Consider the following 25515-nt stretch of genomic DNA (forward strand, 5'->3'; position numbering starts at 1 on the left):
CATCATCATACTATCAAAACTCCTATCGTGGGAGAGGGGGTAGATCGAAGTGAAATAGAAAAATTTGTGCTCAATTTAAGATGAAATCTTGGCTAAAAAACTTTAGGGACGTTGCCTAATTAGGTACGTAAATTAAAGCTGAGGAGTCTACAAAAAACTTTAGGAGCGTTACCTGTATGCTTTGATAAAATAACATACAATAAGTGGCTGCTATTATGCAATTTAGCATTTATTATTTACAAAAATCGTGTTTTTCATTCGGACTGCTCATGATAATATTTGCACAATTTGAATTTCATGCGGCTTTTTATGGAAAAACCGATTTGGCAACCTTCTGCTTCCCTGCCATCGTTGCACACGCGGGCGCTCATCTTAAATAAAATCAGGCACTTTTTTAATGTTCGAGGCTATTTGGAAGTTGAAACCCCGGTCATGGCACATTTCGGCATTACCGATGTTTATTTGGCAAATATAGAAGCTGTTTTTCGTGGTCAGCGTTATTTTCTGCAAACATCTCCCGAATACCATATGAAACGCTTATTGGCAGCAGGAAGCGGGCCAATTTATCAATTAGCACGGGTATTCCGTGATGATGAGCTTGGCCGCTGGCATAATCCTGAATTCACCCTGCTGGAATGGTATCAACTCAATATTGATCATTATCAACTGATGGGGGAAGTCGAAGCCTTGCTGCAAGAGATCCTGGCTTGTGGCCCGCTGCAAAGGTTAAGCTATCAACATATTTTCATGCAAATATGTGATTTTGACCCATTCGATACCAGCCTGAACGAATTAAAAAAGGCATTGACGCGTTTTGCATTAACCGGAATTTTGCCTGCAGAAGAAACAGATTTCGATCAGTATTTATTTTTATTGATGAGCCATGTAGTGGAGCCTGCTCTCGCCAAAGAGGCTACACCTGTCGCCGTTTATAATTTTCCTGCATCGCAAGCCGCACTTGCGCAAATAAAAAACGGCATGGCCGAGCGTTTTGAAGTGTATTTTAAAGGGGTGGAATTGGCTAATGGCTTCCATGAGTTAACAGATAAGGATGCCCAGGAAAAAAGATTTTTGCAGGATGTGCGCCTCAGAAAAGCGCGTGCCTTGCCGGGTAGCCCGCCGGATGAATTTTTGCTGCAGGCATTGGAACATGGCTTGCCGGCATGCAGTGGTGTAGCTTTGGGTGTCGATCGGCTGTTAGCCATAGCATTAGGGCATTCTTCTATCGCAGACACATTGGCGTTTGATTTCTCCCGCGCTTAATTTACAAAATTTGTACGAGTGCCCGTTTGATTTGCTCTTGGGTCTGCAGCATGTGCTCCTCATTTAAATAGCGGCTGCGCGGCCAGAAAAAACCTTTTAAGCCATCTCCTTTATTGCGGGGAATAGCATGCACATGTAAATGGGGGATACTTTGACTGATGGTGTTATTCATGGCTATAAAACTTCCAGCCGCATTCATGCCAAGTTCTACTGCTTTACCAATGCTTTTTACAAGTTTGAAAAAATCCCCTATTAAATCTTCTGGTAAATCATACAAGGTTTCTACATGTTTGCTAGGTGAAATCAAGGTGTGGCCTGGGAACAGGGGGCGATGGTCCAGGAAAGCAATGAATTGTTCATTTTCAAAGATGATGCAGGCTGTTTCTTTCTTGTTTACTATTTGATCAATGATGCATGTCCCCTTTAAATTTGCCATGGACAACTCCATTTTGTCGAAATTTCTATCCAGTCTGGATGCCTAAACAGATAGATAGTCGGATGTATCCTGTTTTGTAACTGTTATTGGATAAAATAGTCAAGAGTAGACTTTAATATAAGAAGCCACTACAAAAACTAGCGAGCCATTCCGTGCGGCTTACGACATGTGCAAATGAAAATAATGCTCTGTGATAGGGAGATCTTATGCATACAATCGGCGGTTATTTGGCAAAACGCCTGAGAGATTTGGCAATTAGAAACTGTTTTGCCATCCCAGGAGACTATAATTTGGTGCTGCTGGATGAGGTAATAAAAAATAAAGATCTGCACATGATTTATTGTTGCAATGAGCTGAATGCAGGGTATGCAGCGGATGGGTATGCACGGGTGCATGGAGTTTCCGCTCTGTTTCTCACCTTTAGCGTCGGCGGTTTAAGTGCCATGAATGCGATTGCCGGGGCTTTTGCAGAAAATCTGCCCGTTATCGTAGTGTCTGGCGGTCCAAATACAAATTCCATCCAAGACGCTGAAATTTTGCACCATACTTTGGCTAATGATGACCTTCTTTTCGTACGTGACATGTATGCGCGGATTACGGCACATTCCGTACGCATCCACCAGCCAAAACATGCCGCCTTGCAAATTGATGCAGCGATTGCTCAGGCAATACAAAAGAAAAAACCTGTATACATTGAAATTGCTTGTAACCTGGCTAATTACCCTATATCTGATCCAACCGAGCGCGCCTTTAATGTCATTAAGAAAAGTGATAGTTCTTCCCTGCAGGCTGCAGTCCGACATGCAGCTGAAAAATTGAATCAAGCACGCAAACCGCTGCTTATCCTGGGCAGCAAGACGCGGGCTTGTGAAGCTGTAGCGGCAGCAAATGAATTAAGCCTCGCCACAGGTTATGCTTTGGCAGCGATGCCGGACGCAAAAGGATTTATTTCCGAACAGCATCCTAATTTTATTGGCATTTATTGGGGGCCCGTGAGTTCACCTGGTTGTGCTGAAGTGGTGGATTCCAGTGATGCGTATTTACTCATTGGGGCAAATGAAAACGATTACACAACCGTGGGTCATAGGTGGGGAATTACTCTTTTGAAAACAGTTTCCATCAGTGAAGGGCAAGTATGTATTGGGCAATGTGTTTATACCGATGTGTTTATGCATGATTTTTTAAAGGGTTTGCAAAAAGAATTACAATTTAATGATAATTCGCTCCGGGCTTATCAACGCATTGCGGGTGAGGCGCCATTGTATAATGAGGTTACACCCGACGCGCAAGGATCCATTAGTACCCGTTACCTGTTTGCGCAAATCCAAAATATATTGAGTAATCAATTTTCGATTTTGGCTGAAACAGGTGATTCCTGGTTTAATTGCATGCGCTTAAAATTGCCTGAAGGCTGTGGTTTTGAAATTCAAATGCAGTATGGCTCTATTGGCTGGTCGGTTGGGGCTTTATTGGGGATGCAGGCGGCGCTTGCTGATAAAAAACGCGTAATTGCCTGCATAGGTGACGGTTCTTTTCAAATGAGTGCTCAGGAGTTATCAACCATTATCCGTTACGATCTAAAGCCTATTATTTTTCTTATGAACAATGCAGCTTATACCATTGAAGTGCAAATTCATGATGGACCATATAATAAACTCAATAATTGGCATTATGCGCAGTTAACTGCAGTTTTTGGCCGGGGGCACGCCGGGATAAAATCATTTACGGTCAGCACGCGATCCGAGTTAAATGCAGCCATCGAGACGGCAGTTAAGACGCCTCATCTTTGTTTTATCGAAGTTTTATTGGACAAAGACGATTGCAATAAGCACTTGCTTGAGTGGGGAGCGTGCGTGGCCCGCTACAATAGTAGACCGCCCAGAGTATGATCCTGGGAGCTTTTTAATATCGCCAAAAATCAGCCGCGAATAGAGCTGCAGAAACTCGCAGGATTGGTTGTGCAGCAAAAAATTTATAAAATAAGGAGTAAAATGTCTGCCAAAATCTTTTCTTATCCTTTAGTTATCAAGGAAATTTATTTAGATACCTTCGGCCATGTCAACAATGCTACGTATTTGACTTTGTTTGAGGAAGCGCGCTGGGAATTGATAACACAAAACGGTTATGGGATGGCTAAAATTCAGGAAAGCGGTTTAGGCCCTACCATACTTGAGATAAAAATCACCTTCCTGCGGGAATTACGCCTGCGCGATGAAATCGTCATCAATACGCAAATGCTTGCTTATGAAAAAAAAATTGGCAAACTTTCGCAACAAATGGTTCGCAATGGTGAACTGTGTTGCCAGGCTGAATTGATAATTGGCTTGTTTGATTTGCAAACAAGAAAGCTGGTGTTGCCTACCGAAGATTGGCTGCATGCAGTGGGTATGTAAGAAAGGTTCTTACATACCGCTGCTATTTTCCAGGAAACCTCTGTTTTCAGGTCACGCGAGTCCTAAACCATCGACATCAAGATCTCTTTCTCGCTCCACATTTTCGTTATTTGCAGACTCAATTTTGTATCCTGGGCTAAAAAATCCGCCAGTAGCCAGGTTTGCACCAATCTTATAGGTGGTTTGTGCCGCTAACATTAAGGAAGTAGCCAGATTGAGGGTGAGCACGCCTAAAAGCAGGATCAGGAATTTATTGTCGTAAGCTTCCATGGTTTTATAAATGGTGGCGGAAAATCCTAAGGTTAGAAGAATAAGCAAGTAAGCCGCAAACTCATTGCTGGTTATATTGTAATAGCCGCCTTTGCGATGTTGGGCATGCAAATAACTAAGCCTTTGCTTTGGGGTTGCCAGCTTTTGTGCTGCGCGTTCGTCATGCACATGCGGTGGTGCTTTCAATGTGTGGGGATGGCTGTCAAAATCATTTCTTATTTTTTGTAAATTTTGTTGCAATTGCGGCCTGTCAGCCAATTTTTCCAGAGAAGTTTTAGCTACGTACTCGCAGTTTTTGCGCCAAAATATATCCTGGCTATGCATAGTACTGGTTTCACGCGCCGGATAATTTAAAGCTTTACCCTTATATGTGGTAATCAATAATTCTTCAAGTTCTGCAATTTCGCTGGCAACTTTTTTGGCAATTTTAGTTTCAGATTGCTTTAATTTTTCGGCAATTTTTTCCTCTAAGGCAGTTTGTGCCCCTAAGTTGGTTGCGTCTTCCTGAGCTGATGCAATTTCTATCCTAATTTGCTCGGTTAAATTTTCTCTGATTTCTTGCCTTCTGCGCTCAATTGGACGAGAAAAATGTTGCAAAATAAATTCGGTTTGCTCTGCGTCGCCTTTTCCTTGCAGCGCTTCATACCACTGGCGGTTTAATTCCAGATCTTCCCGATAAATAGCATTACTGTTTATATTCAAACCATAGATTCCGGCAATCACATCTACACAAGCTCTTTCCACTTTGCTATTGCCGGTAATGGAAATATGATCATCAATTGTTGAATAACTGGTGATCACTGTATCTTCAGACGTGAACGTCAAGCGGGCCAGATCGTGGGGCTGAAAGAAAATATGGTTGTGCTTCTCGGCGTAAAAAGCCGTAAATGTTGCCACAGAAGGTGGTATAACCCGTTTCTTCCATTCCATCTCATGAAAAGGACCGGGAACAGGATCAGTCAGGACTAAGTGGATTTTGATTTTATCGCCGTATTTGGCATAAATCTCATTGGCTAAATAAATGGCATTAATGGCGCCGCGGCTATGGCCTGTGAGTACAATTTCATCCGGAAAAAGCCCATCTTGCTCAAGGCTTTCCAGAGTATTTAAAATGATTTCATTATTTTCATTTTCACCCGCACCGGTGGTAATGCCGCCAAGATTGCCCCCAGTTTCAGTAAGTGCCAGGGTTTCGTTGAAGCCTTTATTGATTTCTTCCGGATCTGAAGTGGAGGTAGACACCGGCGAGGTGAATAAGGTCCTCAACTGTTCGCCAATTGTTTTTTCGGCTTTTTCTTTATGTGCAAGCGATGTCGTGTCGCGATGAACCGGTGCATTCTCGCCACTCCCTACCCCTGAAAATTTGATAAGCGGCAGAGAATAATCGCTAAGCTTATCAAAAGCGTTTTTGGTGGGGAAGCCCGCTTCCGCGCTGCCACCTGTCCCGGGAAAGTGCACGCTTAAGATTTTCTTTAAACCTTGTTCTGTTTGAGCGGCTAAATTATCGCAAATGTCCAGGTATAATGGATCTTTATGTTTATTTTGGATAGGCATGCCAATAAACCAATATGATTAATTTGTGTTCAATTATACAAGATTAAAGGCAGATGTGCAATTTAAGGTAGGAATGAATGAGTTAAGGAAGGCGCAAAGCCTTCCCTGGCTTTCACAATAAGACGGGTGCGCGCGTGTATGCCACATCGTCAAATTTTTTTAAAGATTGCAAGAAATCTTCCAGCGATTTTGCGACAAAAAATTTACCTATGAAAGGCTTTAATAACCAGACTTCGGGCGGCTGCTCTGCTTTACTCCAGGCAAGGTAAAAAATCCCATCTGCCGTATTTTTGCCGCATTTTGCAAAAGGAAGCTTGTCTTTTGCATTTTTAAAGTTCTTGTTAAATAAGGCAAGGGCGTCCCAAATGGAGTGCATGGATTTTGTCTTTTCAGGACTGTTTTCTTTGGAAATCTCCTGGGTTGACTGCGCAAAGGCTTCTTTTGCTTCTATTTTAAAAAAATAAGCAATGTTACAATAACCGCTTTCATCAAAACAGTTTAAATCTTCCTTTAGATTGTCCGGATCATAATAATCTGACTGCGGTTTTCCGCCATTATACGTTTTGTAAATATGCCTTAATAAGTCTGGTAATTTATGCCCGCAATGACTTTCTAACTCCAGGAGATGTTCTTCTGCAGCCGGGGGAAAATCGCAACTGCAATGGGGTTTAAAGTCCAAGTCTTGAACATCTAATTTTTTTTCGGTTTGGAAGATTTTAAAATTCATATACATACAAGCCTCACTTTGTCTCTAAATAGTTAACTATACTACATACCAAAGTAAGTTATTTATACTACAGTATGTGATTTTTTAACCATTTTTGCTAAAAAATAATTAGAGGCGTGCCAATTATCCAGGCAACTTCAACCGCAGATATAACTATTCTTGTCGTTGAGTTTTGCGCTAACTGGGTATAAAATAAACATTTTTATTCTTACAGGAATAAAATGACAATTAGCTATAATGAAGCGGCAACGATGCTGATGCAAGCATGTGCGGAGTATCTTTATCATCACGAAGGGCAATCGCAAAGGTTTGCAAATAATTGGAGGGGTGAGGCTTATGCCGGACTTAACAATAATATTAAAAAAATTTCTGAAATCACTAATATCCTTCCATTTGACCCTAAAGAAGTGCATGGAGAGCAGCCAGAGAATGAGTTATTCATGCTGACAGCATTTTTGCAGCATGTAGGTAAGGGGCTCCTTACAGAAGAAGCGCTTACGGCAATACAGCAAAAGCTTGCCTACAATGCCGAAGATTATAGCCGGGCAAATGATGAGAATTGTCCCGTTTCCACAAAATGGTACTTGGCATTGAAGCATCTTGAGGTTTTGGCGCGGATACTGCATGCAATTTCCCGGCACCCAGAATACAAAGGTGCAGAGATCAAGGTTTTTACAGATGAAATTTGCCGAGGAGTGAATAAACTTTATCCTGTTATTATGGGAGATATAAAAGCCAAGGCGGTAAAGGAATTGCAAGAGAACTTGCAATCTTTTGATGATGAGCGAAATGTTAAAGCGTTTGAAGCTCAGTTGCGTAAAGGAAGAACTGCTGCAATATTACAGGAAAATCGCCAGTCAACGGGTGAGTTTATGCTTAAGCTATTATCAGTTATATCCATTCTCATCGGCGTTGGAATTTTTACCACCCTAGGCTTGATGGTTAAACGCGCCATACAAACCAGAGGATATAGTTGTAATTTCTTCCGCCCCCTAACGGAACAGTTACACATGAAAATGCAAGATGTCATCGGGCAATGCGAATTGCCAGCAGCCATGAACTCATAATAAGCCAGGCGAACATTGAGGTTCGCCATTTTTAATGGCAGTGTTTTATCATAAGGTCAGGAAGTTATGGGGTACTGGCTATATTTTCTAAATTGTCCACATCCTGTGCGAGTTCGACAGTCTTTTTTCCCGCTGCAGTTGGAGCGGCAAAGAATAAAAAATTACCCGTAACTGCTTTATTGATGCATGTTAACGCCGCATATATAACTAGTAACCCAGCAATTGCCAAGGCAATATTGATTAGAATGCAGCGTAAATCATACCGGGTGCTGAACGCTTTCTGCTGCGCAGCAATTATATCCTGGCAGCGTGCAACCTGGTGAAGATTCTTTTGGAATTCTTCAGGCTCCATTTCTAATAACGGTTCCAGGGCAGTTTGCAATTGGGTTGTCATCTTGGTTAAAGCCTTAGCAGCAGTAACTTCATTATTGCTTATAAATTCTTGCTGATAAGTGTTTAACGATGCAATATCTTGCAGAATTTTAATTATGGCTTTTCCATGTGGATGGTTAAATTTATCGAGATGGAGGAAATTTTTTATGCATTCTTCAATCGTTGCGCGGTTTTCCGGTTTAAGATGCAGCATGGGTGCAATCGCATCAACAACCAGCTTTTTAAGCAAAGAAGGCAAGTTAAGATTTTTAAATAAATTATCCTGCAGATAGGCCTTATCAATATTATTGACATTATCTTTAAGGTCTTCCCAATTTTTTAATTTGTTTTCGACAAGTAAAAAATCCTGCCAAAGCAAGCTTAAAACACGGCCCAGAGAATAGACATCCGCGGCGGGGGTATGCACAAAAGGTTGTTTATCCATAGATTCCGGGGCTAAATACAATGGGGTCCCTGCTATGCCGTAAACGTTATTATCATTTTTTATACTCAAACCATAATCAATAATATTGACTGTGATGGGATGGTTGAGATCGACGATAATATTTTCGCATTTCAAATCGCGATGAATGATACCTAAATCCGTTACCTGCGTTTTCACCGCTTGGAGCAGGGCCTGGGTCAATTCTATCCGTTGCTGCAACGTTAACATGGATTCCCCGTTAAACTCTTTGCGCACAATAGAGGCTAAGGTTATGCCGGGCATCTTTCTCATCACCGTATAACTGGTTTTGCCTGCCGAAACATCTACCATGGTAGGTGGCTTGATTGCCAAGTGCTTCGCCTGCATGCTTAAATGGTATTCATTTCGTATCCGTTGCTCGCGCGCTTCCCTTTCCATCAGCAGATTCTCATGAATATTTTCGCATTTTATTACGCGTGCTTTTTTGTCAACACCTGGTTTGAATTTTACCGCCTTATTTGCTTCAATTGCCAAAGTGCCTGTCACAGCAGAAACGCTGCCGAACATGCCCTTACCAATTTCAGCGCCGACAAATTCATAACGGTATTGCTGTGTATCATTTTTGCGGGCCCTTTTAATGACAGGCGTTGAAAATACGAGGGAGGTTTCGGAATCCAATGCATAGGGAACATTGGCATCCCAAGTAACACACGTTTGCTGTTGAAAAAAATCAGAAAGCAATGCTGGAGGTTGTGTGTGTATGTTTTCAGGCGTAATAAGGATTTCTCTCATTGCATCAGCACCGGGTATAAAAAACATTTTTATTGTACATTTTAATTATTATGAGAACATTAACGCTGTATTTTTTACCAGGGTGAAGGCAAACAATTCTTTCTTGTGCTATTCGGCCAAGCCGTTACGACATAATTTCTGAAAATCGCAATATTGGCATGTGCTTGCCCGTTTCGGGAGGGGAGGGCAATACCCTTGCTGAAATTCTTCCGCCAGATTATGCAATTGCTCTTGCCATTTTTGTTGGTAATCTGTCCAGTGTTCATTTTTTTTTACCGGGCTGATGCCGGCTAATGGTAGGATTTCTTCACTTAAACCTGCACACAGCAAGCGCCCGGCACGCAGTTGCAAAAATAATAATGCACGAATATTTTTATCCAGCAGGGCGTAAAGCAAAAGCTGCGGTTCTTCTGGACGCTCTTCATTCCATGGCTTGTGCGCGGGTAATAGGCTTTTATAATCAATGACCCATTTTTTTTCCCTATCGATGAGTTGATCCAGCCGATCCACGCGCACGTTAAAATCAATGCCGGCGAGCCGGATGGCAAATGTTTTTTCCAATGCCTCAACTTTGAACGGCGGGCGCGTTTTTTCCCACTCCAAACAAGCTTCAACCAAGTTCGTCAAGCGCAGAAACTCAATTTCCTGCACTACGGGCGGAAAAGAATGCGGCCTTTGCTCTGCATACGGCTTTAGCACATCGGCAATGGTGTTGGTGATGAAGTGTTTTAATTCTCCAGCCGGCAAGGATAATAACGTTTTTTGATCACTTAAATATTGCCAGATTTTATCCATGATGCTGTGCATCAATTGGCCCCGTTCGCTGCTGTTTGGGCCTGTGGAAACCAAGAGACCTGCTTTGGCATGCAGGCGGTGCGCTGCAAAAGCTCGAAAAGGACATTTCGCCTGATTGGCAAGCAAGGCGGTGCCGCCCGCTATATTTTCCTCTGCAGTCAAGGGGATATGATAATTTTCCTGGCGCAAAACCAGTTTTTTATGGTGTGGTATGGTCAATGATTCGCAAGCTTTAAGCTTGGAGGATGCCTGCAGCAAGGGGCTTGGCAGGTTAGGCATATCACCGCTTAGTTTTGGATAACTCAGCACGCAAAAACGGCTGCCATTTTTAAGGCGCAACAGCAAACGGCGTGCAAATTCGGCTTCCAGTGCGGGAAGGGAGTGCGGCATTTTATAAGCCCGCTGCATTTCAATTGGGATAAAAGCAGATAAATTTATTTTCTCAGGCAAACATTGATCGGTAAGTCCGCAAATCCACATGCTGTCAAAAGTACAACCCGCAGCTTCCAATAAACCCAATATTTGTACAGGGCAGGAAGCTTTTTTTACTTGAAAAATCGTGGTTTTTGCTAAATAACTCAGCGCAGACAATGCTTCTTCTTTATTCAATAAAGGGGTAACTACCGTTAATTCTAAAAACTGTTCCAATAGCAGCAGCAAACGTTGCAGGTATTGAAACGCAGTAGAGTCAAGCGCATACTCGCCGGGAAATTCCAAATGATCCAGGCGTTTTTTAAATTGTATGGTCCACTCGGCCGGTGAAGCCTGCTGTGGAAAATCGGTGAATCCCGTTAGGACTTTGCTAAGTTTTGGTGCAGTAGCGTTTAGCTCTTTTGCAAATAGTGAAAAAGGGATCTCGGCTTCTTGCAATAATTTCCCCTCTTGCAAAAATTGCGCGCGCTGCAGAAACTCGGAATGCGAGCCTGCGATATAAGGTGTGTGCAGCAGAAGGCGGGCATTGAGATTGCTCAGCATGCGTTTATTGAGGCTTAAAAAAGCCAGGGCATGGGCGACCAAAGGATGGATGCTTAAGGGCTCACCTAAAGAAATATTAAATTGCTGATGGTCAAATTGCTGTTGTAAGAACCGTTGCAAGTAGCGTGATTTTTCCTGTAAATTGGGAACAACCACCGCAATTCGCCTATCGCCTGCTTGCAGCCGTTCGTTTATCCAATGAGTCATTCGCAGATATTCATCATGCTCGTCTTTGGCAGCATATTCTTGCAGGATTTCAGGAGGGGTAAATAAATCATATGCATATTGTCTGCACCCTTGCTTGACTAAGGCTTGCTGCAATAAATGTTGCTCGGGGGTGAAATCATTAAAGCAAGCCCAGATGACCGTTGACGTATGAAATTCAGGGTAAGATAAAATATACGGGATGATTTGTTCTTTTGTGATGGCATGTAATTCGTGCAAGCGCTTTTGGAAATTATATTGCCATTCTATGAATTGTTGCGTTTGCGGCGTGTGTAAGAATTTTTCATGGTCCGGATTAATTTTCCAAAGTTGGCAGCGCGTCCAAGCTTCTTCAATTTTATCAATCAGTGTCTCGGAGGGATGATGTTTGGTTTGCAAAAGTATTTCATGCCACAAATAGCGTTGCTGGGCCTGTGTCAGTAAAATGGGATGCTTAATTTTGGCATAGCGATGGCGCACTTGTGTCAATACATACTGCAAGAAGACTTGATAGGGTAGGCAATGGGGTTTTGTGTGGACATCTGTTGCTTGTGACGTGAAAAAATCGTGTACGAGTTGTTGGCTTAAACGGTTGTTGGGCGTTATTACGAATGCTCCTTCCTGCATCTTGGCAAACAGGGCATCTTTAGTTTCCAGAATGGTTAGCATATAAGTCAATTGAATTGAAGCTAGTTTGCGGCTGCTTTATTGATGGTTATTTTTAGGCGGCAGAGAAACAGTCGTTTCGCCATGCAGCGGGGTTTTTGTTTTCACCACCATATCTTCTCTGGGCGCTCTTCTTCGTTCATACAAAGATTGCAGTAGATAATAAACTAAAAAGCCGCGCAAATAAATCGCCGCCACTCCCGCCAATAGGGCAAGCCAGATTCCTACTAGAATCAGGCTGTAAAATAAGAGGAAAAAATATAAGTATATGAGTTCGGCAGCATTGGCTTCAGTGAATAAGGAGCGGCCCTGACTGGAGAGCAGGTAAAGCAAGCCTAAATCATATACAGGTAAAGCCACCAAAACCATTAAAACGGCCCACCAAAATGCATGAGTACGGTAAGGAGCCGTACTGTATACGATTAATTTGCCAAATAAAGCCCCAAAAATTGCCGCAACGAGGACTGCCAGTAAAATTCCCTGATATAATGGCAATACTTGTTCCACCCCCAATGCATAAAAAATAGTATCCAGTACGATGGTTGCAATGATGGCTAGCAAGCTGAAGTAAATGGCTGAAAGTAAACGAGGGTTGGAAAGAGTTAATGCTTCGTCTTGTTCATTCATACCTAATCCCTTAGAATCCGGCGATTCTTTACTTTTACAAAGCATACAACACACGGCAGTTTAATGTATTGGAAGTGCAGGTGCCTTCAATTACCACATCCTTGCAGTATCGCAGTCACCCTCCATGGCAACAAGCTTGAAAAGCAACCTGCATTTTCAATTTACTGTATAATTATAGTTCAATTTTTGCAGATGTGTGAAAAGAAAGGGTAAAGAACATGAATATGTGAAACTGCAGGCGCGCAACACTGCCTGGCATTCTATAATTCGCTGTATAAATAAAATAATTGTGCAGTTTATTTTTTGCTTTCGCATAAATTTAAGGAAAAATATGGATATTGTTCCTTTCTTTAAACTGATGGTGGATCGCGGTGCCTCAGATTTGTTTTTTAGTGTGGGCGCGCCCCCCTACATCAAAATCGAGGGGAAAACTTCCCCACTTGGGCAAGTCCCATTGAAGTCTCATCAAATGCAGGAAATCGCATCGTCTGTCATGAATGATGCCCAACAAAAAGAATTTGAAGGTACCATGGAATTAAACATGGCTATCTCCGTGGAAAATGTCGGCCGATACCGCATCAATTTATTTCGTCAACGCGGCGAGATTGCTATGGTGGTCCGCTACATCAAGGGTAGTATCCCTTCTTTTTCTGATTTAAACTTACCACCTCTGCTAAGTTCCATTGTCATGGAGCAACGCGGGCTAGTGCTGGTAGTGGGTGCAACGGGTTCCGGTAAATCCACGACGCTTGCCGCCATGATTGATTATCGCAACAGCAATTATTGCGGGCATATTTTAACCATTGAAGATCCTATTGAGTTCATCCACCATCATAAAAAATCCATCGTGGATCAGCGCGAAGTAGGAATCGATACCTTATCGTATGATAATGCCCTAAAAAATGCCATGCGCGAGGCGCCCGATGTGATATTAATTGGGGAAATCCGCGATCGACACACAATGAAACATGCCATTGCTTATGCTGAAACCGGTCATTTATGCTTGTCGACGCTGCATGCCAATAACGCGAACCAAACCATGGATCGCATCATCAATTTTTTTTCTGAAGAAGCAAAACAGCAATTGCTGCTTGATCTTTCCTTAAATTTAAGAGCCATTATTTCCTTAAGATTAATTCCTGGTTTGCACGAAAAACGCATCCCGGCCGTGGAAATATTATTAAATTCACCATACATTTCAGATTTGATTGAGAAGGGAAAAATTGAAGAAATCAAGGATGTCATGGCGCGCAGCACCGAACAAGGCATGCAGACGTTCGATCAAGCCTTATTCAATTTATATAAAAGTGGCAAAATCAGCAAAGAAAATGCTATCCGCTATGCCGATTCCCGCAATAATGTAGGCTTGAAAATTCGTTTAGCGGAAGAGGGAGGTGGGGATATGGGGGCAGGTTTGAGCATTGAGCCTGAGGATGATGGTAAATTTTAAAAAGTTTGTCCTTGGTTCTTCTTGCCAGTTAAACAAGCTTGGCTATGGCATCCATAGATGCTGTGTGCATTTCCAAAAATTCTTTATTGTAAAAAGATTCGCTTCTGACCTCGCCGGCTTTAAAATCCATTAGTAATTTTTCAATATGAACTGCAAACAAATTATATGTTTAAATAATATTCACTCAGATTAAAATTTATGGTACTATAAATGCGCAATTTAAATTAAAAATCGTCATTTACTACAGAGGGTGATTATGCAAAATAACAGTTCTGATTTATCTAAAGATAATGTTTTTATGGAAATCATCGCGACTGAAGGAACGTATAATAAAGCCCTGGCTCTTATAATTGCAGCATTAAGCCAGGAAAAACTGACTGGAAATCACGCCCTCCTACTCAAGATAAAACCGGCTGCAGAAGCACTAAAAACAGTCTCTGACGAGCTTTTAACTCACCTGGAAAAGACAGCCACATTGGACCTTTCCAAAGGATCTTGCGAGGATGCAAACTTGCTGCGTAAAAACAGGGCCGAGCTATTAGATAAATTTTTTAAAGCTTATGAAGCTTATGCCCCCTTGTTTAAGGAATATACCCAGGAGATGGACAAAAACCCCAAAGAATTTACTGATGTACATCATTACATGCGCCAAAACAATGAGAATAAGCAGGGCCTGCTTCCTCACCTTGTAACTCCGATACAGCGCGGCCCACGCTATTTATTGTTATTGAAAGAATTGGCAAAAAATAAGGAAGCACCAAACCATGAATATATAACGGAATTTGTTAAATCCGTGGAAGTGCGGCTTGCGAAAGCAAATGAATCGGTTGAGAGAAAATATCAGTTTGGCGATTATACCCGTGCTATTTTTAGCAAAGTATGGAATTATCGCTCGGTCGAACAAAAACCTGTCGTTACCCCTATAAATGAACAACAAGCTGAAACTCTTCCCGCAAGTTCTTATCAGTTTGGTGATTACACAAAAGGTGCAGTTAAGGGAGTTGCAAGTTTAGGCCGCTCGTTGTTTGGATATTTTTCAGGAGGAAATACCACAACAAAGGATAATGAGCAAGAAAAACAAACCCCGGAATTAAAAAATTAAATCCTGCTAATCAGTTTGGAATAAGGGCGGATAACCGCCCTTATTAAAAAGAAACATCTGGCTGTTAATAATAGTAGTAATAGCCGCCTCGGCGATAATAACGTCTTTCTTGGGATTGGCCGACTTGATTACCAATCAGTGCGCCAGCACCAGCACCAATCACTGTTCCCAAGGCAGTACCTCCGCTTACCGCATAGCCAAGACCTGCACCAGCTGCAGCTCCGGCTGTGGTACCCACTTGGGTTGAAGTACAACTCACCAATGCTGTAAATGCACTTGCCAACAACAATGATTTAGTTACATGTTTCATAATTTCATTCCTCTTGATTGAACTTATTTTTCCTTCACTACTCATATTAGTACAAAATTTAAAAATAAAGATCAAAAAAAGAGCAATTATTGCGTTTGTGAGGAAAACATTTATTTGGACATTGCCGGGCAGTCAGGATTTTTCGAAGGCTCTACACGGTTCCCCAGGCTCATGAAAGTAAAAAAGCAGCTTGTTAGCGCCGCGCGATAAATAGGATATTTTTCGTGAATGCATTCCTGATAATCGTTTAGCTTACTGATGTTTCTGCGAGCTTGTTAAACCTCCACACTCCGATTAGTATTGAATACATCATTAAAAAGCTATGAGGACATTATGTTTCGAGGCAGCATCGTCGCATTAGTAACCCCCTTGCGGGATGACAAGATAGATATAGAGCGTTTGCGGGAACTCGTTGAATTCCATATCGAGGCGGGCACGCATGGAATCGTGGCGGCAGGAACGACTGGCGAAGCCGGCACATTAAACCATGAAGAAAAATTATTAGTGATAAGAACGGTCGTGGAGCAAGCTAAAGAGCGCATTCCGGTAATCGCAGGTACGGCAGCCAATGCTACGAAAGAATGTGTGCAATTGACGCAAGAAGCCATGGAATGCGGCATCGATGCAGCCCTTATTATGACTCCTGCTTACATCAAGCCTACGCAGGAAGGCTTATACCAGCATTACAGTCAAATCGCCCATAGTGTGGCTGTTCCCATCATTCTTTACAATGTGCCTGGCCGCACGGCTTGTGATTTATTGCCTGAAACGGTGGCAAGATTGGCGAAAATTTCAAACATCATTGGCATTAAAGAAGCCACCGGCAGCATGACGCGTTTACAGCAAATCCTGAATGATTGCCACGAGAGTATGGATGTGTACAGCGGGGATGATTTAACTGCTGCACAATGGATGTTGGCAGGTGCAAAAGGGGTCATCTCGGTCACAGCCAATATAGCCCCAAAACATATGGCTAAATTATGTGATGCTGCTCTTGATAGGGATGAAACTACTTGCCTTAAGTTGCATGAACAATTAATGCCGTTGCACCAAATGATGTTTATTGAAGCGAACCCAATCCCGGTAAAATGGGCTGCTCATCAAATGAATTTGATTGGTGAGGAAATCCGTTTGCCATTGACAAGCCTATCTTCAGAGCAGCAGCAATCTTTGCAGCAAATCTTGCAAACGCTACGCTTAATTTAAGCTTTGGAAAGGCCGGCATGTCCCTATATCCATGGAATTAAGAAGCTTTTTTAGCCTTATTGTAATAAAATAGATTATATTTACAGTAAGATACACTTTTTATTAGTTGTGTAGAGGTAGTTGTGCAGAAAATCATACTAATGGTCATGCCCGTGTTGTTGCTGAGCGCATGTGCTTCCTATTACACCAGCAATGGTGAGAAGCAATACTTACAAAGCCGTAACGGGCCAAATGTTGTTGTGCCGCCGCCATTGACGGACGGTAATCTCAGTTATTTTTATAATTTACCTGCCCAAAACCAAGATGCACAGGTGAGCATACAGCCTCCGAAAAATTAAGGATTGGCGATGTCAGAACAAGATGCTGAATTAGCAGTGATACAGGAGTTATCACAACGCATTGTGGAAGCGCAGCGGCGGATCCGTATTCTTGACAGCATTAAATGGGATGAAAGCATTAAAGAAGATTTTTTTCGCCATAAAGGCAAGAAGCTTCCAGCTGTAGATGCAGGGTATTATCAAAACCGCCCTCTGCCCTTTGACGTACAGGAAAAGGTTGAGGAATTTCGCTCTATTTTACGTGACGCACAAAATCAACTTGGACAATATTCTCCGGTTACGCGCCTTATCAGGCGCCAGTGCGATGAATACATCCGGGCAGTGCATATGCTGGCAGCCCGCGGTACACCGACGTTTTGCGAATTGGCGATGGAATTATATGGCAGCCCGGACGATGCGTTTTATGCAGGCGGGCCGCGGATGTCACAATTAGGCTCTTTGCTGTTTGATATTTTGACCGTACTGGATGTGCAATTGCAATCGGAAGCAGACGTAAAACGTTATACCGCTGAACAAGCCCAGGAAATCCTGCAAGCGAGGTTGAGTACGTTCTTCAATCAGCATCCAGGCAATGTGACGGTGATGGTCAGCGACGACATGATAGCCGATGCCGCTGCCGGTGCTGATACCATTAAATTGAGTCAAAAAGTCATGTTCAGCGACCGTGATTTGCAATATCTTGAAGTGCATGAAGGCTGGGTGCATGTAGGTACTACATTAAACGGCGCTTTACAGCCTTACTGTTTTTTTCTCTCCAAAGGTTCGCCTTCAAGCAGTGTCATCCAGGAAGGCTTGGCTGTCATTACCGAAGTCATCAGTTTTTCCTCCAATCCAGGCCGCATGCGCCGTATCACCAACCGTGTAATAGCACTCGATAAAGTCACGCATGGCGCTGATTTTTTGGATATTTATCATTATTTTCTGGATTGCGGCCTTAGTGAAGAAGACAGTTACAAGCAAAGCGTTCGCGTCTTCCGCGGCAGCATTCCCACCGGCGGCCCGTTTACCAAGGATTTGTCTTACGCCAAAGGTTTCGTGATTATTTATAACTTCATCCGTTTTGCCATCAGCCAGCACCGGATTGATGCCATCCCCTTATTGTTTACGGGCAAACTGGTGTTGGATGATTTGCCCTTGCTGCGCGAAATAAAAGAACATGGCTGGTTAACCGACCCGGTTTATTTACCTCCACAATTCCGCGACTTGGCAGCGCTGAGCGCCTGGATGAGTTTTTCCTTGTATTTAAACAAATTTGATTTAAATGAAATCCAGAAAAACTTCCGTTTTTTACTGGGTTAATGCCATCTTCCATTTATTTAAGTTAAAATTTTAATCCCTTGCTATACTAACTAAACAGAATTCATTTTTAATAAACTCTTATAGCGCCAAAGTAACCATTATGTTTTGTTATATGACAAATTAATAAAGTGTTAAGCATTGCCGTTTTAAAATAGAGTCATTGAACGAGGTAGGAGCTTTCTTATGGCTATAAACAAGAATCAACTTCTTTTGGACGCGTTAAACAATTTGGATAAATTGGATAATGATGCAGTTAAAGCGGACAAACAAAAAAAAGCTTTAGAATCTTTAGTCAAAGCTACTTCGTTTAATGAATTTAAACTAGCTGCTGGCAAAAAAGATCCGATGCAAGCACTCGTTTCTGAAGAGTTTTTTAAACCAGGCGATCTTGCAGAGGCTGGTGTTGACCCGCATGCTGATGCGAATAAATTTGAGGCGTTACAGAAGCTGGCGGCTGAAAAACGCGTGATTTTGGCGCTCGCACCAGGTAACTTTCAAGATTGGCAGGCGCTCACAGACACGGGTAAGAATGCCGGCCAACTGCGTGCAGTAATAAAAGATAAGTTCGCAGATTTTTTTACTGAAGTACAAAAAAATGCTGATTTGGTTATCCTTTCTGACGAAGCGGTAGGAAGAATTCAGAAAAAAGCCAGAGAAGTTGCACTCGCAAAGATTATCAAGGAATTTGACACGCCCCAAACAGGCATTACCGTGACGGTAGCGGCAAAACACCGGAGCGCCATGGAAGCTCTGCAGACATTAAATAGCGAAAACGAGGTGGTTGCTGAAATTGCCGCCACCAATGTTTCCAAGGCTGCTAAAAATATTCGCGAGCTTACTGAAAAAAGAGAACATGTGGCTAAGTATGGGGCATTGCAAGAAGACGAAGATGTAAAAGCTAAGGTTATCGGGTTCGATGAAAAATTGCTAGAAATAACAGCTTTGTTGCAAAGCGAACATGTTTTTGCAAATATCGCAAAAGTCATTGAAGGAAAGTCCGAGGCTATTACCGGGATAGAAGAGTATGAGGAGACGGAAGATGCTGATGCCGATATTGCCCACCTGGCTCCTCTTGTGGATGAAGCTGAAAAAAATCTGGATGGCCTTAATGATGCTTATTTTTTAGCCGAGCAAAGTACAAAGGAGTTGGGCGATGCCCCAACGCAAAAAAAAGACGCGCAAGTAAAGCTTGCCTCCCTGCAGGCACAGCTTGCCGAATTTTACAGTGCTCAGGCAGGAAAAGCCCAGGACAATGCGCAATGGCTTGCCAAGATCCAGGATTTTGAAAGCAAAATCAAGGAAGACAGGATCGCGAAACAGCAGATCGAGGGTATCTACAATGAGATAAAAACTAATTTTGAAAAAATTAAAAAAGCTTATCAGCAAGTAGAACACTTGCAGAAAAAATCCACCGCCTTGTTTGGCGGTGTTGAAGATACTGCAGACGATAAAAAGAGAATAAACGAATCTTATGAAGAAATTAAAGGCTTATATGACAGGGCAAAGCGCGATTTTACCCAGGTCGAGGCGCAGTTTAAGCAAAAATATCCTGCCGTACCAGTTAAGGAAAAAGCTGTCTTAACCAGTGCCGGCGGCCAGTTATTTGAGTTCCAGGATGAATTGGTGAGAAAAGGCAGCAGGCCGCAAGCACCAACGGCGCAAATGCAGAATTTGCAAGATGGAATCAATCTGCAAACCGACAGCAACACCAAGCCTTCCTTCAAAGGCGAGAAATTACGCGATGGCGATGCCATTTTTTCCACCCGTGTTTTTGCTACCAAAGCCGCCAATGATGGCATAGTGGCTGACCGAATTGCTTTTTTAAAACAGGATAATACGGGTAAAGTCACCGATTTTTCCAAAAACCTGAATGACAAGGAAAAAGCACAAGTGGCTTTAAAGCAGGCATCCATGCTTTTCAATAGTTATGTACCTAAGGACGGGGCTATTACCATACGCGGCCAGGATCCTGAACAAGCGTCGCGCGTCATGGCGGCACTGCTGTATTTACAAAAAGATATCCCGGCTTTTAAAAATGTACAAATTAAAATGGCGGTTGCCGGCGCCGATGTCCCGTCAGAGCCAGGTTTCACCAATCCATATACGCAGAATAAACTCAATATCAAGTATATTAACAAACACTTGCCTGATACGCTGATTTCCAAGGCCGACAAGGAAGGGGTTGCTAAAGAAGTGCAAAAATTGACGGAGGCACGTCTGGAAGTCAAGTGGGAAAATAGTAATTTTTTAGCAGCAAAAAAACTGTTTAATACCGCCAAAATTGATAGCATCGAAGAAAAAGAAAAATTGCAAGAAGGGATTAAATTTGAGACTGAGGAAGATCCAAAGGATAAGGCTAATTATACCTTTACCAAAAAATAATAATCACTTGAAAGGGATAACATGAACCCATCACAATTGGCGATTGGTGTTTTCGACTCAGGCATGGGTGGTTTAACGGTATTGCGTGCCTTACGCGATGCTTTGCCGCAGGAATCATTCATTTATCTAGGTGACACTGCCCGTCTACCTTACGGCACGAAAAGCCCTGCCACGGTACAGCAGTATGCGGTGCAAATGGCAAAAATATTAATTGAACGCCGCATTAAAGCCTTGGTGATTGCCTGCAATACGGCAACTACCGCAGCACTTCCGCATTTGCAGGCTCTTTTGCCCGATATCCCCGTATTAGGGGTAGTTTCCCCCGGTGCAAGCGCTGCCGTCAAGGCTACCAAGAATCAGAAAATTGCCGTGCTTGCCACAGAAACAACCATTGCGGCCAATGCTTACCAGCGATTAATTAGCACACAAATTCCCAATGCCATGATTCGTGCCCGTGCCTGCAGCGTGCTGGTGGCATTGGCCGAAGAAGGCATGGTGGAAAATTCGATTGCCGAAGCTGCTCTTTTGCATTATTTGGCGGATCTTGGCGATGAAGATACCCTCTTATTGGGGTGTACCCATTTTCCCGTATTCAAGCCTCTTTTACGTAAAATATTGCCTGCCGCAGTCACCGTGGTTGACTCTGCTGAAGCCACTGCTGCGTCTCTACAATCCCTGTTAACCGCGAAAAACCTGCTCAATTTACAGGCAATTGGCGGCAGCGCCCACTATCTGGTAACCGACTCCATCAAACGGTTCCAGAATGTCGGTGAAATTTTCCTGGGTGAGCCTCTCTCCCACCTGGAAATCGAATTGGTGGATGCGAATTAATGCATCTGCTTATAAAAGTAAACTTAAAGATTTAAACAGGACTACCGGATTTGGACAAAAATAGTGCATCCAAGAACTTTTTAAACCCATTCAAGTTAGTTGCAGCGATTGTTTATGCCGTCTTTCATCCTTAAGCCCAAAGGCAAGAATATTGCAGGCGTTTTCCCAGATTGTTTTATGATGATTAAGGTTTTTCATAAGCCGTGTGGTTGTCTTCTTCGTTAGACCGCATGACTGGTAAGATAGATGCATCGCCCAAAAGATTAGCCACTACAATTTTAGCTTGATATTGCTTAGGGCTTACACCCGTAAAATTTCTCCTTTTACAAACCAAACCTCACACTTTATGGAATGCGAGCTGGGACGATAGAGCAAAAATTGTCTATATTTAAAACATGGTATTCCAAGAGATGCAACCATGGCCAATAAACACCAGGGCGAACAAGAACCCCATACCAATATTGCCGTAGGTTTTAATGATATTTTCAGCAAATTTAAGAAAAAAATAGAAGACACTACTGGCGTTCATGCCCCGCAGGACGATAAAGAATGGCATCAAGCTTTTATTGAGTATTTCATCGCAAAAAGATTTGATACGCCTTTGCAAAAATTATCGGACTATTTTCAGTCATTAGATGGACGCATCACACTAGATTCGTTTGTTCGCATGCTAAAGGGAATTTATGCAACAGGTATGGGAGTTACTGCTCCTCCTCCTGCCATTTCCATGTTATCTAAGGATGAAGCTCAAGATAAAGAAGCTGCACAGCAACTCATTGACTATTCCATAGCTCTTGAGAAAGGAGGAGAAGGATCCAATATGTACCGCGCACGCTTTGAGGAGTTTAAAAATAACTATGCAACTGCCCAAAAGCACGATTTAGAAAATGCCGCTGCAAGGGACACTTTACAAGAAATCAAAGGGTTAATTGAAACAACAGACTGGAAAGTAGGATTACTGGGTAGCCGTACAAAAATATCTGTAAACGGCGAAACCAAGCCCGTACCTAAACACATCCATGAGATTTACACCAAGGTAGAGGAGGCGCTTAAAAAACCAGATGTTGCCATGGAAACGTTAAAAAATATTCATGAAATCGCCGATCGGGCTAAAAATTTCAAGCAAAATTTTGCAAGTTTAAGAAAACGAGACGAGAGTACGCAAGCAGCTTACGAAGAAATTGAAGAACAAACCCGCAATTTTACCCCTAAATAATAGCCCGTTTTCCTGTATTTATTTTTTGAAACATGGCTATTAATCTTGATTATTGTATAATATTTGCCGCAAATAAACAAAATTTGCTTCTGTTTTTTTATGTAATTTTTCGAGACTCCCTATGCTAAATTCCCTGGAAATTTCAAATTCGGTTGCGCGCGCTAAAATTCTGCAAGAAATTTTTTTTCTTCTCGATTCTTCCCCTGTTAAACAAGGCGATAAAATCCGTAAAAAATTAAAAAGCGATGAGTTTAATTCTGCTTTTTTACAAGCTTGCATGAGTTGTAAAGTGGAAGATAAAGTTACTTTTAAGATCATCAAACTATTGGTTTCAAATGCAAATTTATTTGGTATTGATATAAATTATAAAGATGCGGATAACCTGGATGCTATGATTTATGCAGCCGTAAATGTGAATGCCGATTTAATTTATTATCTTAATTACCGCAGCAAAGCAGAAAACCTTTTTGCATATAATATCTTCTGGAAAAATAGACAACAGATAAGCAGTCTAATGGATGCATTTTATCAAAAATCTTTCTCCACAACCCTGGATAGCTTGTGTAAGATCTATTCTAATGGGGAGATTTTGCCCCCTAGAAAACAATTTAAGGAAGATGGGGAAAATGCCAAGTTTGATTCCTACCGGGTTAGTTTTATTTGCAATGCTCTGGAGTTTTTACACACATATCAAACGCTGGGATCTCAACTCATTATCAATATAAATAATTTAACCCCCACCTATAGTTCTATACTTCAACTTAATCACCTAGCAAGATGCCGCCTAATCCTGGAAATGGTCAGCCAAACCATTAAAAATCTTTCAGCTGCCACCCGCATAAAACACCATAAATCCCTGTCCCCGGCTCCGTTTACCTGGATAACGCTCGAACAATTGGGAGGGTTTATCAAAGCCCCTCCCGCTGAGGCGAGCATCTATATTTCCATGAGTACTTTTTTAAAGGATGCTGATTTACTAATTATGGAACGCACCGAACGCCTTTTAAATGAAGCCACCATGCATCAGGATATCATCGAAGAAGCTATCCCTGACATCATTAAGAATGACGTGCCGACCTTGATTATCTTTTTTAAAGAAATTGGCAAAGAATTACGCGAAAATACAGGAACTCCGGCCAAGGTAGTTAATTTGCCAGTTATCAAAGCTATGACAGGTTATGTGTCCGATTTATTGAGCTTGGTAAAATTGATCAACATAACGAGTCTGGCTGAAAAATCGAGTATCTCGGTGTCGGAGCGGGCTCTGGTTTTATCGCCACTTACGCTGCAACAGGCTGATTTATCAACCAAATTGGGCAAGCATGCCATTCTTCGTCTTATTGAAAATATTGGTGAACTGCTTACAGGCAAAAATTTTTCCTCTTTCCTGATGACCCTCGATGATAGCATCGATTGGCGAGCGTTCATTACCTGGAGGGATACCATTGTTCACCAGGACGAAGGCGATAATAAATACAAAATTGATTGTTTATTGAATGATGCAAACATTATGGAAAAAATTTTAACGGAAGATTTTAAATACTTCTGGAGTAAGCTTTTTAAGCTTTTAGCCAGCCGTGAGGCAAAAATAGGGATTTATGAAGACAATGCTGAAGAATTTTGGCCTAATATTTTAAAGTTTAAATTAGACACCGCCGAAGATAATGATTCGCTTGCTGCTAAACCCGTAATCCAAAGAAGAACCACGCTTGAATTGGAAGAAAAGTTCATCCAGGCGTTAACAGAAACCCAAACGCCCGAACATCTCATCAAATTATGTCAAGCCGTTTTTGCGGGCATGGCTGAAGTGCCCAATAATATGGTCAAGGGTGAAATTTTCCGTTGTCTCCCTGCAAAAAAAGCGGATAAAAAGCGCTATGACAGTTTGGTGCAAATTTATCAGGATGCTTGCGGTAAGAAACTTTCAGAAATTGAACGCATGGAGGCCCGGCGCAAAGCACAGCTTGAAAAAGAAAAACGCCTGGAAGAACGTAACAACAGACTTAAGGGGTTGGATACCATTCGCATGGTAGCAAAAAGATTTAGTGAAGTTCCTGATTTGTCCCATGTTTTAAATTTCAATAAGCGTCTGCAGGCTGTCATTGACGCCATTGAAAATATAAAGGAATTTTTAACTGATGAAGGTTATTTAATAGAGGCATTTTCCTTTGATACTGTGGAAAAGTGGGATAATTATCACTTACAGTTAGGGGGATTAGGACTCAGTAAGCTTTTGGAAATCCATCCTAAGTTAAGTAACGCCCTTGAATACAATGCGGCTCAGGCGCTTCAGCATTTGGAGAAAACTAAAGAATGCAAGGAGTTCAAACAATTAAATCCACCTGGTTACATAATTAACTATTATCATGAGTTAAGAAATTTCAGAAATTATCTTGAACATGGTGATCCCTTGATTGATTTTCAAAACGGGCTTGTCCAACAAGGGATAATTAAGGATTTAAGGGAAAAAATTGTAAGTCCTATGTTGCTTAATTTGGTTTATAAGGTTTTACCGGAATTAAGACAGTTGCAACTCAAATTGTTTAAAAAAGAGAGCAGAGAATGGGAGTTTGCTTGTACAAATTCTTTGAATTTTTTCAACTCAGGCACAAAGGATAGCCAAGAAGCAAATCAAAGAGTAAAAGATTTTGACCTTAGTAAATAAGTGAGGCGCATTTTCGCGCCTTACTTTATTTACTAGGCAACGTCCCTAAAGTTTTTTAGCCAAGATTTCATCTTAAATTGAGCACCAATTTTTCTATTTCACTTCGATCTACCCCCTCTCCCACGATAGGAGCTTTGATAGTATGATGATG

20 protein-coding genes are annotated in these 25515 nt (G+C 42.0%); 13 read left to right on the forward strand and 7 right to left on the reverse strand.

The window, feature by feature from the left end; genetic code table 11:
- Positions 1–309 precede the first annotated feature (309 nt).
- The gene (gene epmA / locus ELY11_RS10510) at positions 310–1263 is read left to right on the forward strand and encodes an elongation factor P--(R)-beta-lysine ligase (RefSeq protein ID WP_127033413.1); all 954 of its coding nucleotides are present in this window, start codon (positions 310–312) and stop codon (positions 1261–1263) included.
- A 1-nt stretch (position 1264) separates the two neighbouring features.
- Here the strand turns inward: epmA and ELY11_RS10515 are convergent, their stop codons facing one another.
- On the reverse strand, positions 1265–1699 hold the full coding sequence (locus ELY11_RS10515; protein ID WP_126953824.1) for an HIT family protein: 435 nt from the start codon (positions 1697–1699) through the stop codon (positions 1265–1267).
- Between the two features lie 206 nt (positions 1700–1905).
- Here ELY11_RS10515 and ELY11_RS10520 point away from each other — a divergent pair, with 206 nt between their 5' ends.
- Entirely contained in the window at positions 1906–3588 is a 1683-nt protein-coding gene (locus ELY11_RS10520) for a thiamine pyrophosphate-binding protein (protein ID WP_126953823.1), read from the forward strand.
- A 102-nt stretch (positions 3589–3690) separates the two neighbouring features.
- Positions 3691–4092, forward strand: a complete 402-nt coding sequence (locus ELY11_RS10525; RefSeq protein WP_126953822.1) for an acyl-CoA thioesterase — start codon at positions 3691–3693, stop codon at positions 4090–4092.
- Positions 4093–4143: 51 nt separating this feature from the next.
- On the opposite strand, the gene ELY11_RS10530 is transcribed toward ELY11_RS10525, so the two are convergent.
- Both ELY11_RS10530 and ELY11_RS10535 read right to left on the reverse strand, forming a co-directional pair.
- The gene (locus tag ELY11_RS10530) at positions 4144–5916 is read right to left on the reverse strand and encodes a hypothetical protein (RefSeq protein WP_126953821.1); all 1773 of its coding nucleotides are present in this window, start codon (positions 5914–5916) and stop codon (positions 4144–4146) included.
- 112 nt (positions 5917–6028) lie between these two features.
- A complete protein-coding gene (locus ELY11_RS10535) occupies positions 6029–6643 on the reverse strand; it encodes an SMI1/KNR4 family protein (RefSeq protein WP_158614973.1) in 615 nt (204 codons plus the stop codon).
- Positions 6644–6864: 221 nt separating this feature from the next.
- On the opposite strand from ELY11_RS10535, the gene ELY11_RS10540 reads away from it, so the two are divergent.
- Positions 6865–7710: a hypothetical protein gene (locus ELY11_RS10540; protein ID WP_126953819.1), complete on the forward strand. Its 846-nt coding sequence runs from the start codon at positions 6865–6867 to the stop codon at positions 7708–7710.
- Positions 7711–7774: 64 nt separating this feature from the next.
- Here the strand turns inward: ELY11_RS10540 and ELY11_RS10545 are convergent, their stop codons facing one another.
- The 3 genes from ELY11_RS10545 to ELY11_RS10555 form a co-directional block, all read right to left on the reverse strand.
- Positions 7775–9325: a protein kinase domain-containing protein gene (locus ELY11_RS10545; protein ID WP_126953818.1), complete on the reverse strand. Its 1551-nt coding sequence runs from the start codon at positions 9323–9325 to the stop codon at positions 7775–7777.
- An 81-nt stretch (positions 9326–9406) separates the two neighbouring features.
- Positions 9407–11941 (reverse strand): PD-(D/E)XK nuclease family protein, encoded by a 2535-nt coding sequence (locus ELY11_RS10550; RefSeq protein WP_127033415.1) that lies wholly within the window; start codon positions 11939–11941, stop codon positions 9407–9409.
- A 36-nt stretch (positions 11942–11977) separates the two neighbouring features.
- Entirely contained in the window at positions 11978–12565 is a 588-nt protein-coding gene (locus ELY11_RS10555) for a hypothetical protein (protein ID WP_126953816.1), read from the reverse strand.
- Positions 12566–12896: 331 nt separating this feature from the next.
- Here ELY11_RS10555 and ELY11_RS10560 point away from each other — a divergent pair, with 331 nt between their 5' ends.
- Together ELY11_RS10560 and ELY11_RS10565 are read left to right on the forward strand one after the other, a co-directional pair.
- Positions 12897–14015, forward strand: a complete 1119-nt coding sequence (locus ELY11_RS10560) for a PilT/PilU family type 4a pilus ATPase (RefSeq protein ID WP_127033417.1) — start codon at positions 12897–12899, stop codon at positions 14013–14015.
- Between the two features lie 256 nt (positions 14016–14271).
- Positions 14272–15117 (forward strand): RhoGEF domain-containing protein, encoded by an 846-nt coding sequence (locus ELY11_RS10565; protein WP_127033419.1) that lies wholly within the window; start codon positions 14272–14274, stop codon positions 15115–15117.
- A 64-nt stretch (positions 15118–15181) separates the two neighbouring features.
- Here ELY11_RS10565 and ELY11_RS10570 read toward each other — a convergent pair whose 3' ends face one another.
- Complete coding sequence (locus ELY11_RS10570; protein ID WP_126953813.1) at positions 15182–15427, reverse strand: glycine zipper domain-containing protein; 246 nt, start codon at positions 15425–15427, stop codon at positions 15182–15184.
- Between the two features lie 333 nt (positions 15428–15760).
- On the opposite strand from ELY11_RS10570, the gene dapA reads away from it, so the two are divergent.
- From dapA to ELY11_RS10605, 7 genes are all read left to right on the forward strand, one after another.
- Positions 15761–16633, forward strand: coding sequence for a 4-hydroxy-tetrahydrodipicolinate synthase (dapA, locus tag ELY11_RS10575; RefSeq protein WP_126953812.1), 873 nt, complete (start codon positions 15761–15763; stop codon positions 16631–16633).
- Positions 16634–16779: 146 nt separating this feature from the next.
- Positions 16780–16971 (forward strand): hypothetical protein, encoded by a 192-nt coding sequence (locus ELY11_RS10580; protein ID WP_256478777.1) that lies wholly within the window; start codon positions 16780–16782, stop codon positions 16969–16971.
- A gap of 9 nt (positions 16972–16980) precedes the next feature.
- The gene (locus ELY11_RS10585) at positions 16981–18270 is read left to right on the forward strand and encodes a flavohemoglobin expression-modulating QEGLA motif protein (protein WP_126953810.1); all 1290 of its coding nucleotides are present in this window, start codon (positions 16981–16983) and stop codon (positions 18268–18270) included.
- A 183-nt stretch (positions 18271–18453) separates the two neighbouring features.
- On the forward strand, positions 18454–20652 hold the full coding sequence (locus tag ELY11_RS10590) for a hypothetical protein (protein ID WP_127033421.1): 2199 nt from the start codon (positions 18454–18456) through the stop codon (positions 20650–20652).
- A gap of 21 nt (positions 20653–20673) precedes the next feature.
- Positions 20674–21483 carry a glutamate racemase gene (murI, locus tag ELY11_RS10595; RefSeq protein ID WP_127033423.1) on the forward strand — a complete coding sequence of 270 codons (810 nt, stop codon included), beginning with the start codon at positions 20674–20676 and terminating at the stop codon, positions 21481–21483.
- A 418-nt stretch (positions 21484–21901) separates the two neighbouring features.
- The gene (locus ELY11_RS10600; protein WP_127033425.1) at positions 21902–22699 is read left to right on the forward strand and encodes a hypothetical protein; all 798 of its coding nucleotides are present in this window, start codon (positions 21902–21904) and stop codon (positions 22697–22699) included.
- Positions 22700–22820: 121 nt separating this feature from the next.
- Entirely contained in the window at positions 22821–25364 is a 2544-nt protein-coding gene (locus ELY11_RS10605) for a hypothetical protein (protein ID WP_127033427.1), read from the forward strand.
- The last annotated feature ends 151 nt before the right edge of the window (positions 25365–25515 follow it).

The sequence above is a fragment of the Legionella septentrionalis genome (genome assembly GCF_003989745.1).
GTDB lineage: Bacteria > Pseudomonadota > Gammaproteobacteria > Legionellales > Legionellaceae > Legionella_A > Legionella_A septentrionalis.

Excerpts from the sequence above, each read along its gene's own strand:
- epmA (WP_127033413.1), top strand. The coding sequence starts at position 310 with ATGGAAAAACCGATTTGGCAACCTTCTGCTTCCCTGCCATCGTTGCAC.
- ELY11_RS10515 (WP_126953824.1), bottom strand. The coding sequence starts at position 1,699 with ATGGCAAATTTAAAGGGGACATGCATCATTGATCAAATAGTAAACAAG.
- ELY11_RS10520 (WP_126953823.1), top strand. The coding sequence starts at position 1,906 with ATGCATACAATCGGCGGTTATTTGGCAAAACGCCTGAGAGATTTGGCA.
- ELY11_RS10525 (WP_126953822.1), top strand. The coding sequence starts at position 3,691 with ATGTCTGCCAAAATCTTTTCTTATCCTTTAGTTATCAAGGAAATTTAT.
- ELY11_RS10530 (WP_126953821.1), bottom strand. The coding sequence starts at position 5,916 with ATGCCTATCCAAAATAAACATAAAGATCCATTATACCTGGACATTTGC.
- ELY11_RS10535 (WP_158614973.1), bottom strand. The coding sequence starts at position 6,643 with ATGAATTTTAAAATCTTCCAAACCGAAAAAAAATTAGATGTTCAAGAC.
- ELY11_RS10540 (WP_126953819.1), top strand. The coding sequence starts at position 6,865 with ATGACAATTAGCTATAATGAAGCGGCAACGATGCTGATGCAAGCATGT.
- ELY11_RS10545 (WP_126953818.1), bottom strand. The coding sequence starts at position 9,325 with ATGTTTTTTATACCCGGTGCTGATGCAATGAGAGAAATCCTTATTACG.
- ELY11_RS10550 (WP_127033415.1), bottom strand. The coding sequence starts at position 11,941 with ATGCTAACCATTCTGGAAACTAAAGATGCCCTGTTTGCCAAGATGCAG.
- ELY11_RS10555 (WP_126953816.1), bottom strand. The coding sequence starts at position 12,565 with ATGAATGAACAAGACGAAGCATTAACTCTTTCCAACCCTCGTTTACTT.
- ELY11_RS10560 (WP_127033417.1), top strand. The coding sequence starts at position 12,897 with ATGGATATTGTTCCTTTCTTTAAACTGATGGTGGATCGCGGTGCCTCA.
- ELY11_RS10565 (WP_127033419.1), top strand. The coding sequence starts at position 14,272 with ATGCAAAATAACAGTTCTGATTTATCTAAAGATAATGTTTTTATGGAA.
- ELY11_RS10570 (WP_126953813.1), bottom strand. The coding sequence starts at position 15,427 with ATGAAACATGTAACTAAATCATTGTTGTTGGCAAGTGCATTTACAGCA.
- dapA (WP_126953812.1), top strand. The coding sequence starts at position 15,761 with ATGTTTCGAGGCAGCATCGTCGCATTAGTAACCCCCTTGCGGGATGAC.
- ELY11_RS10580 (WP_256478777.1), top strand. The coding sequence starts at position 16,780 with ATGCCCGTGTTGTTGCTGAGCGCATGTGCTTCCTATTACACCAGCAAT.
- ELY11_RS10585 (WP_126953810.1), top strand. The coding sequence starts at position 16,981 with ATGTCAGAACAAGATGCTGAATTAGCAGTGATACAGGAGTTATCACAA.
- ELY11_RS10590 (WP_127033421.1), top strand. The coding sequence starts at position 18,454 with ATGGCTATAAACAAGAATCAACTTCTTTTGGACGCGTTAAACAATTTG.
- murI (WP_127033423.1), top strand. The coding sequence starts at position 20,674 with ATGAACCCATCACAATTGGCGATTGGTGTTTTCGACTCAGGCATGGGT.
- ELY11_RS10600 (WP_127033425.1), top strand. The coding sequence starts at position 21,902 with ATGGCCAATAAACACCAGGGCGAACAAGAACCCCATACCAATATTGCC.
- ELY11_RS10605 (WP_127033427.1), top strand. The coding sequence starts at position 22,821 with ATGCTAAATTCCCTGGAAATTTCAAATTCGGTTGCGCGCGCTAAAATT.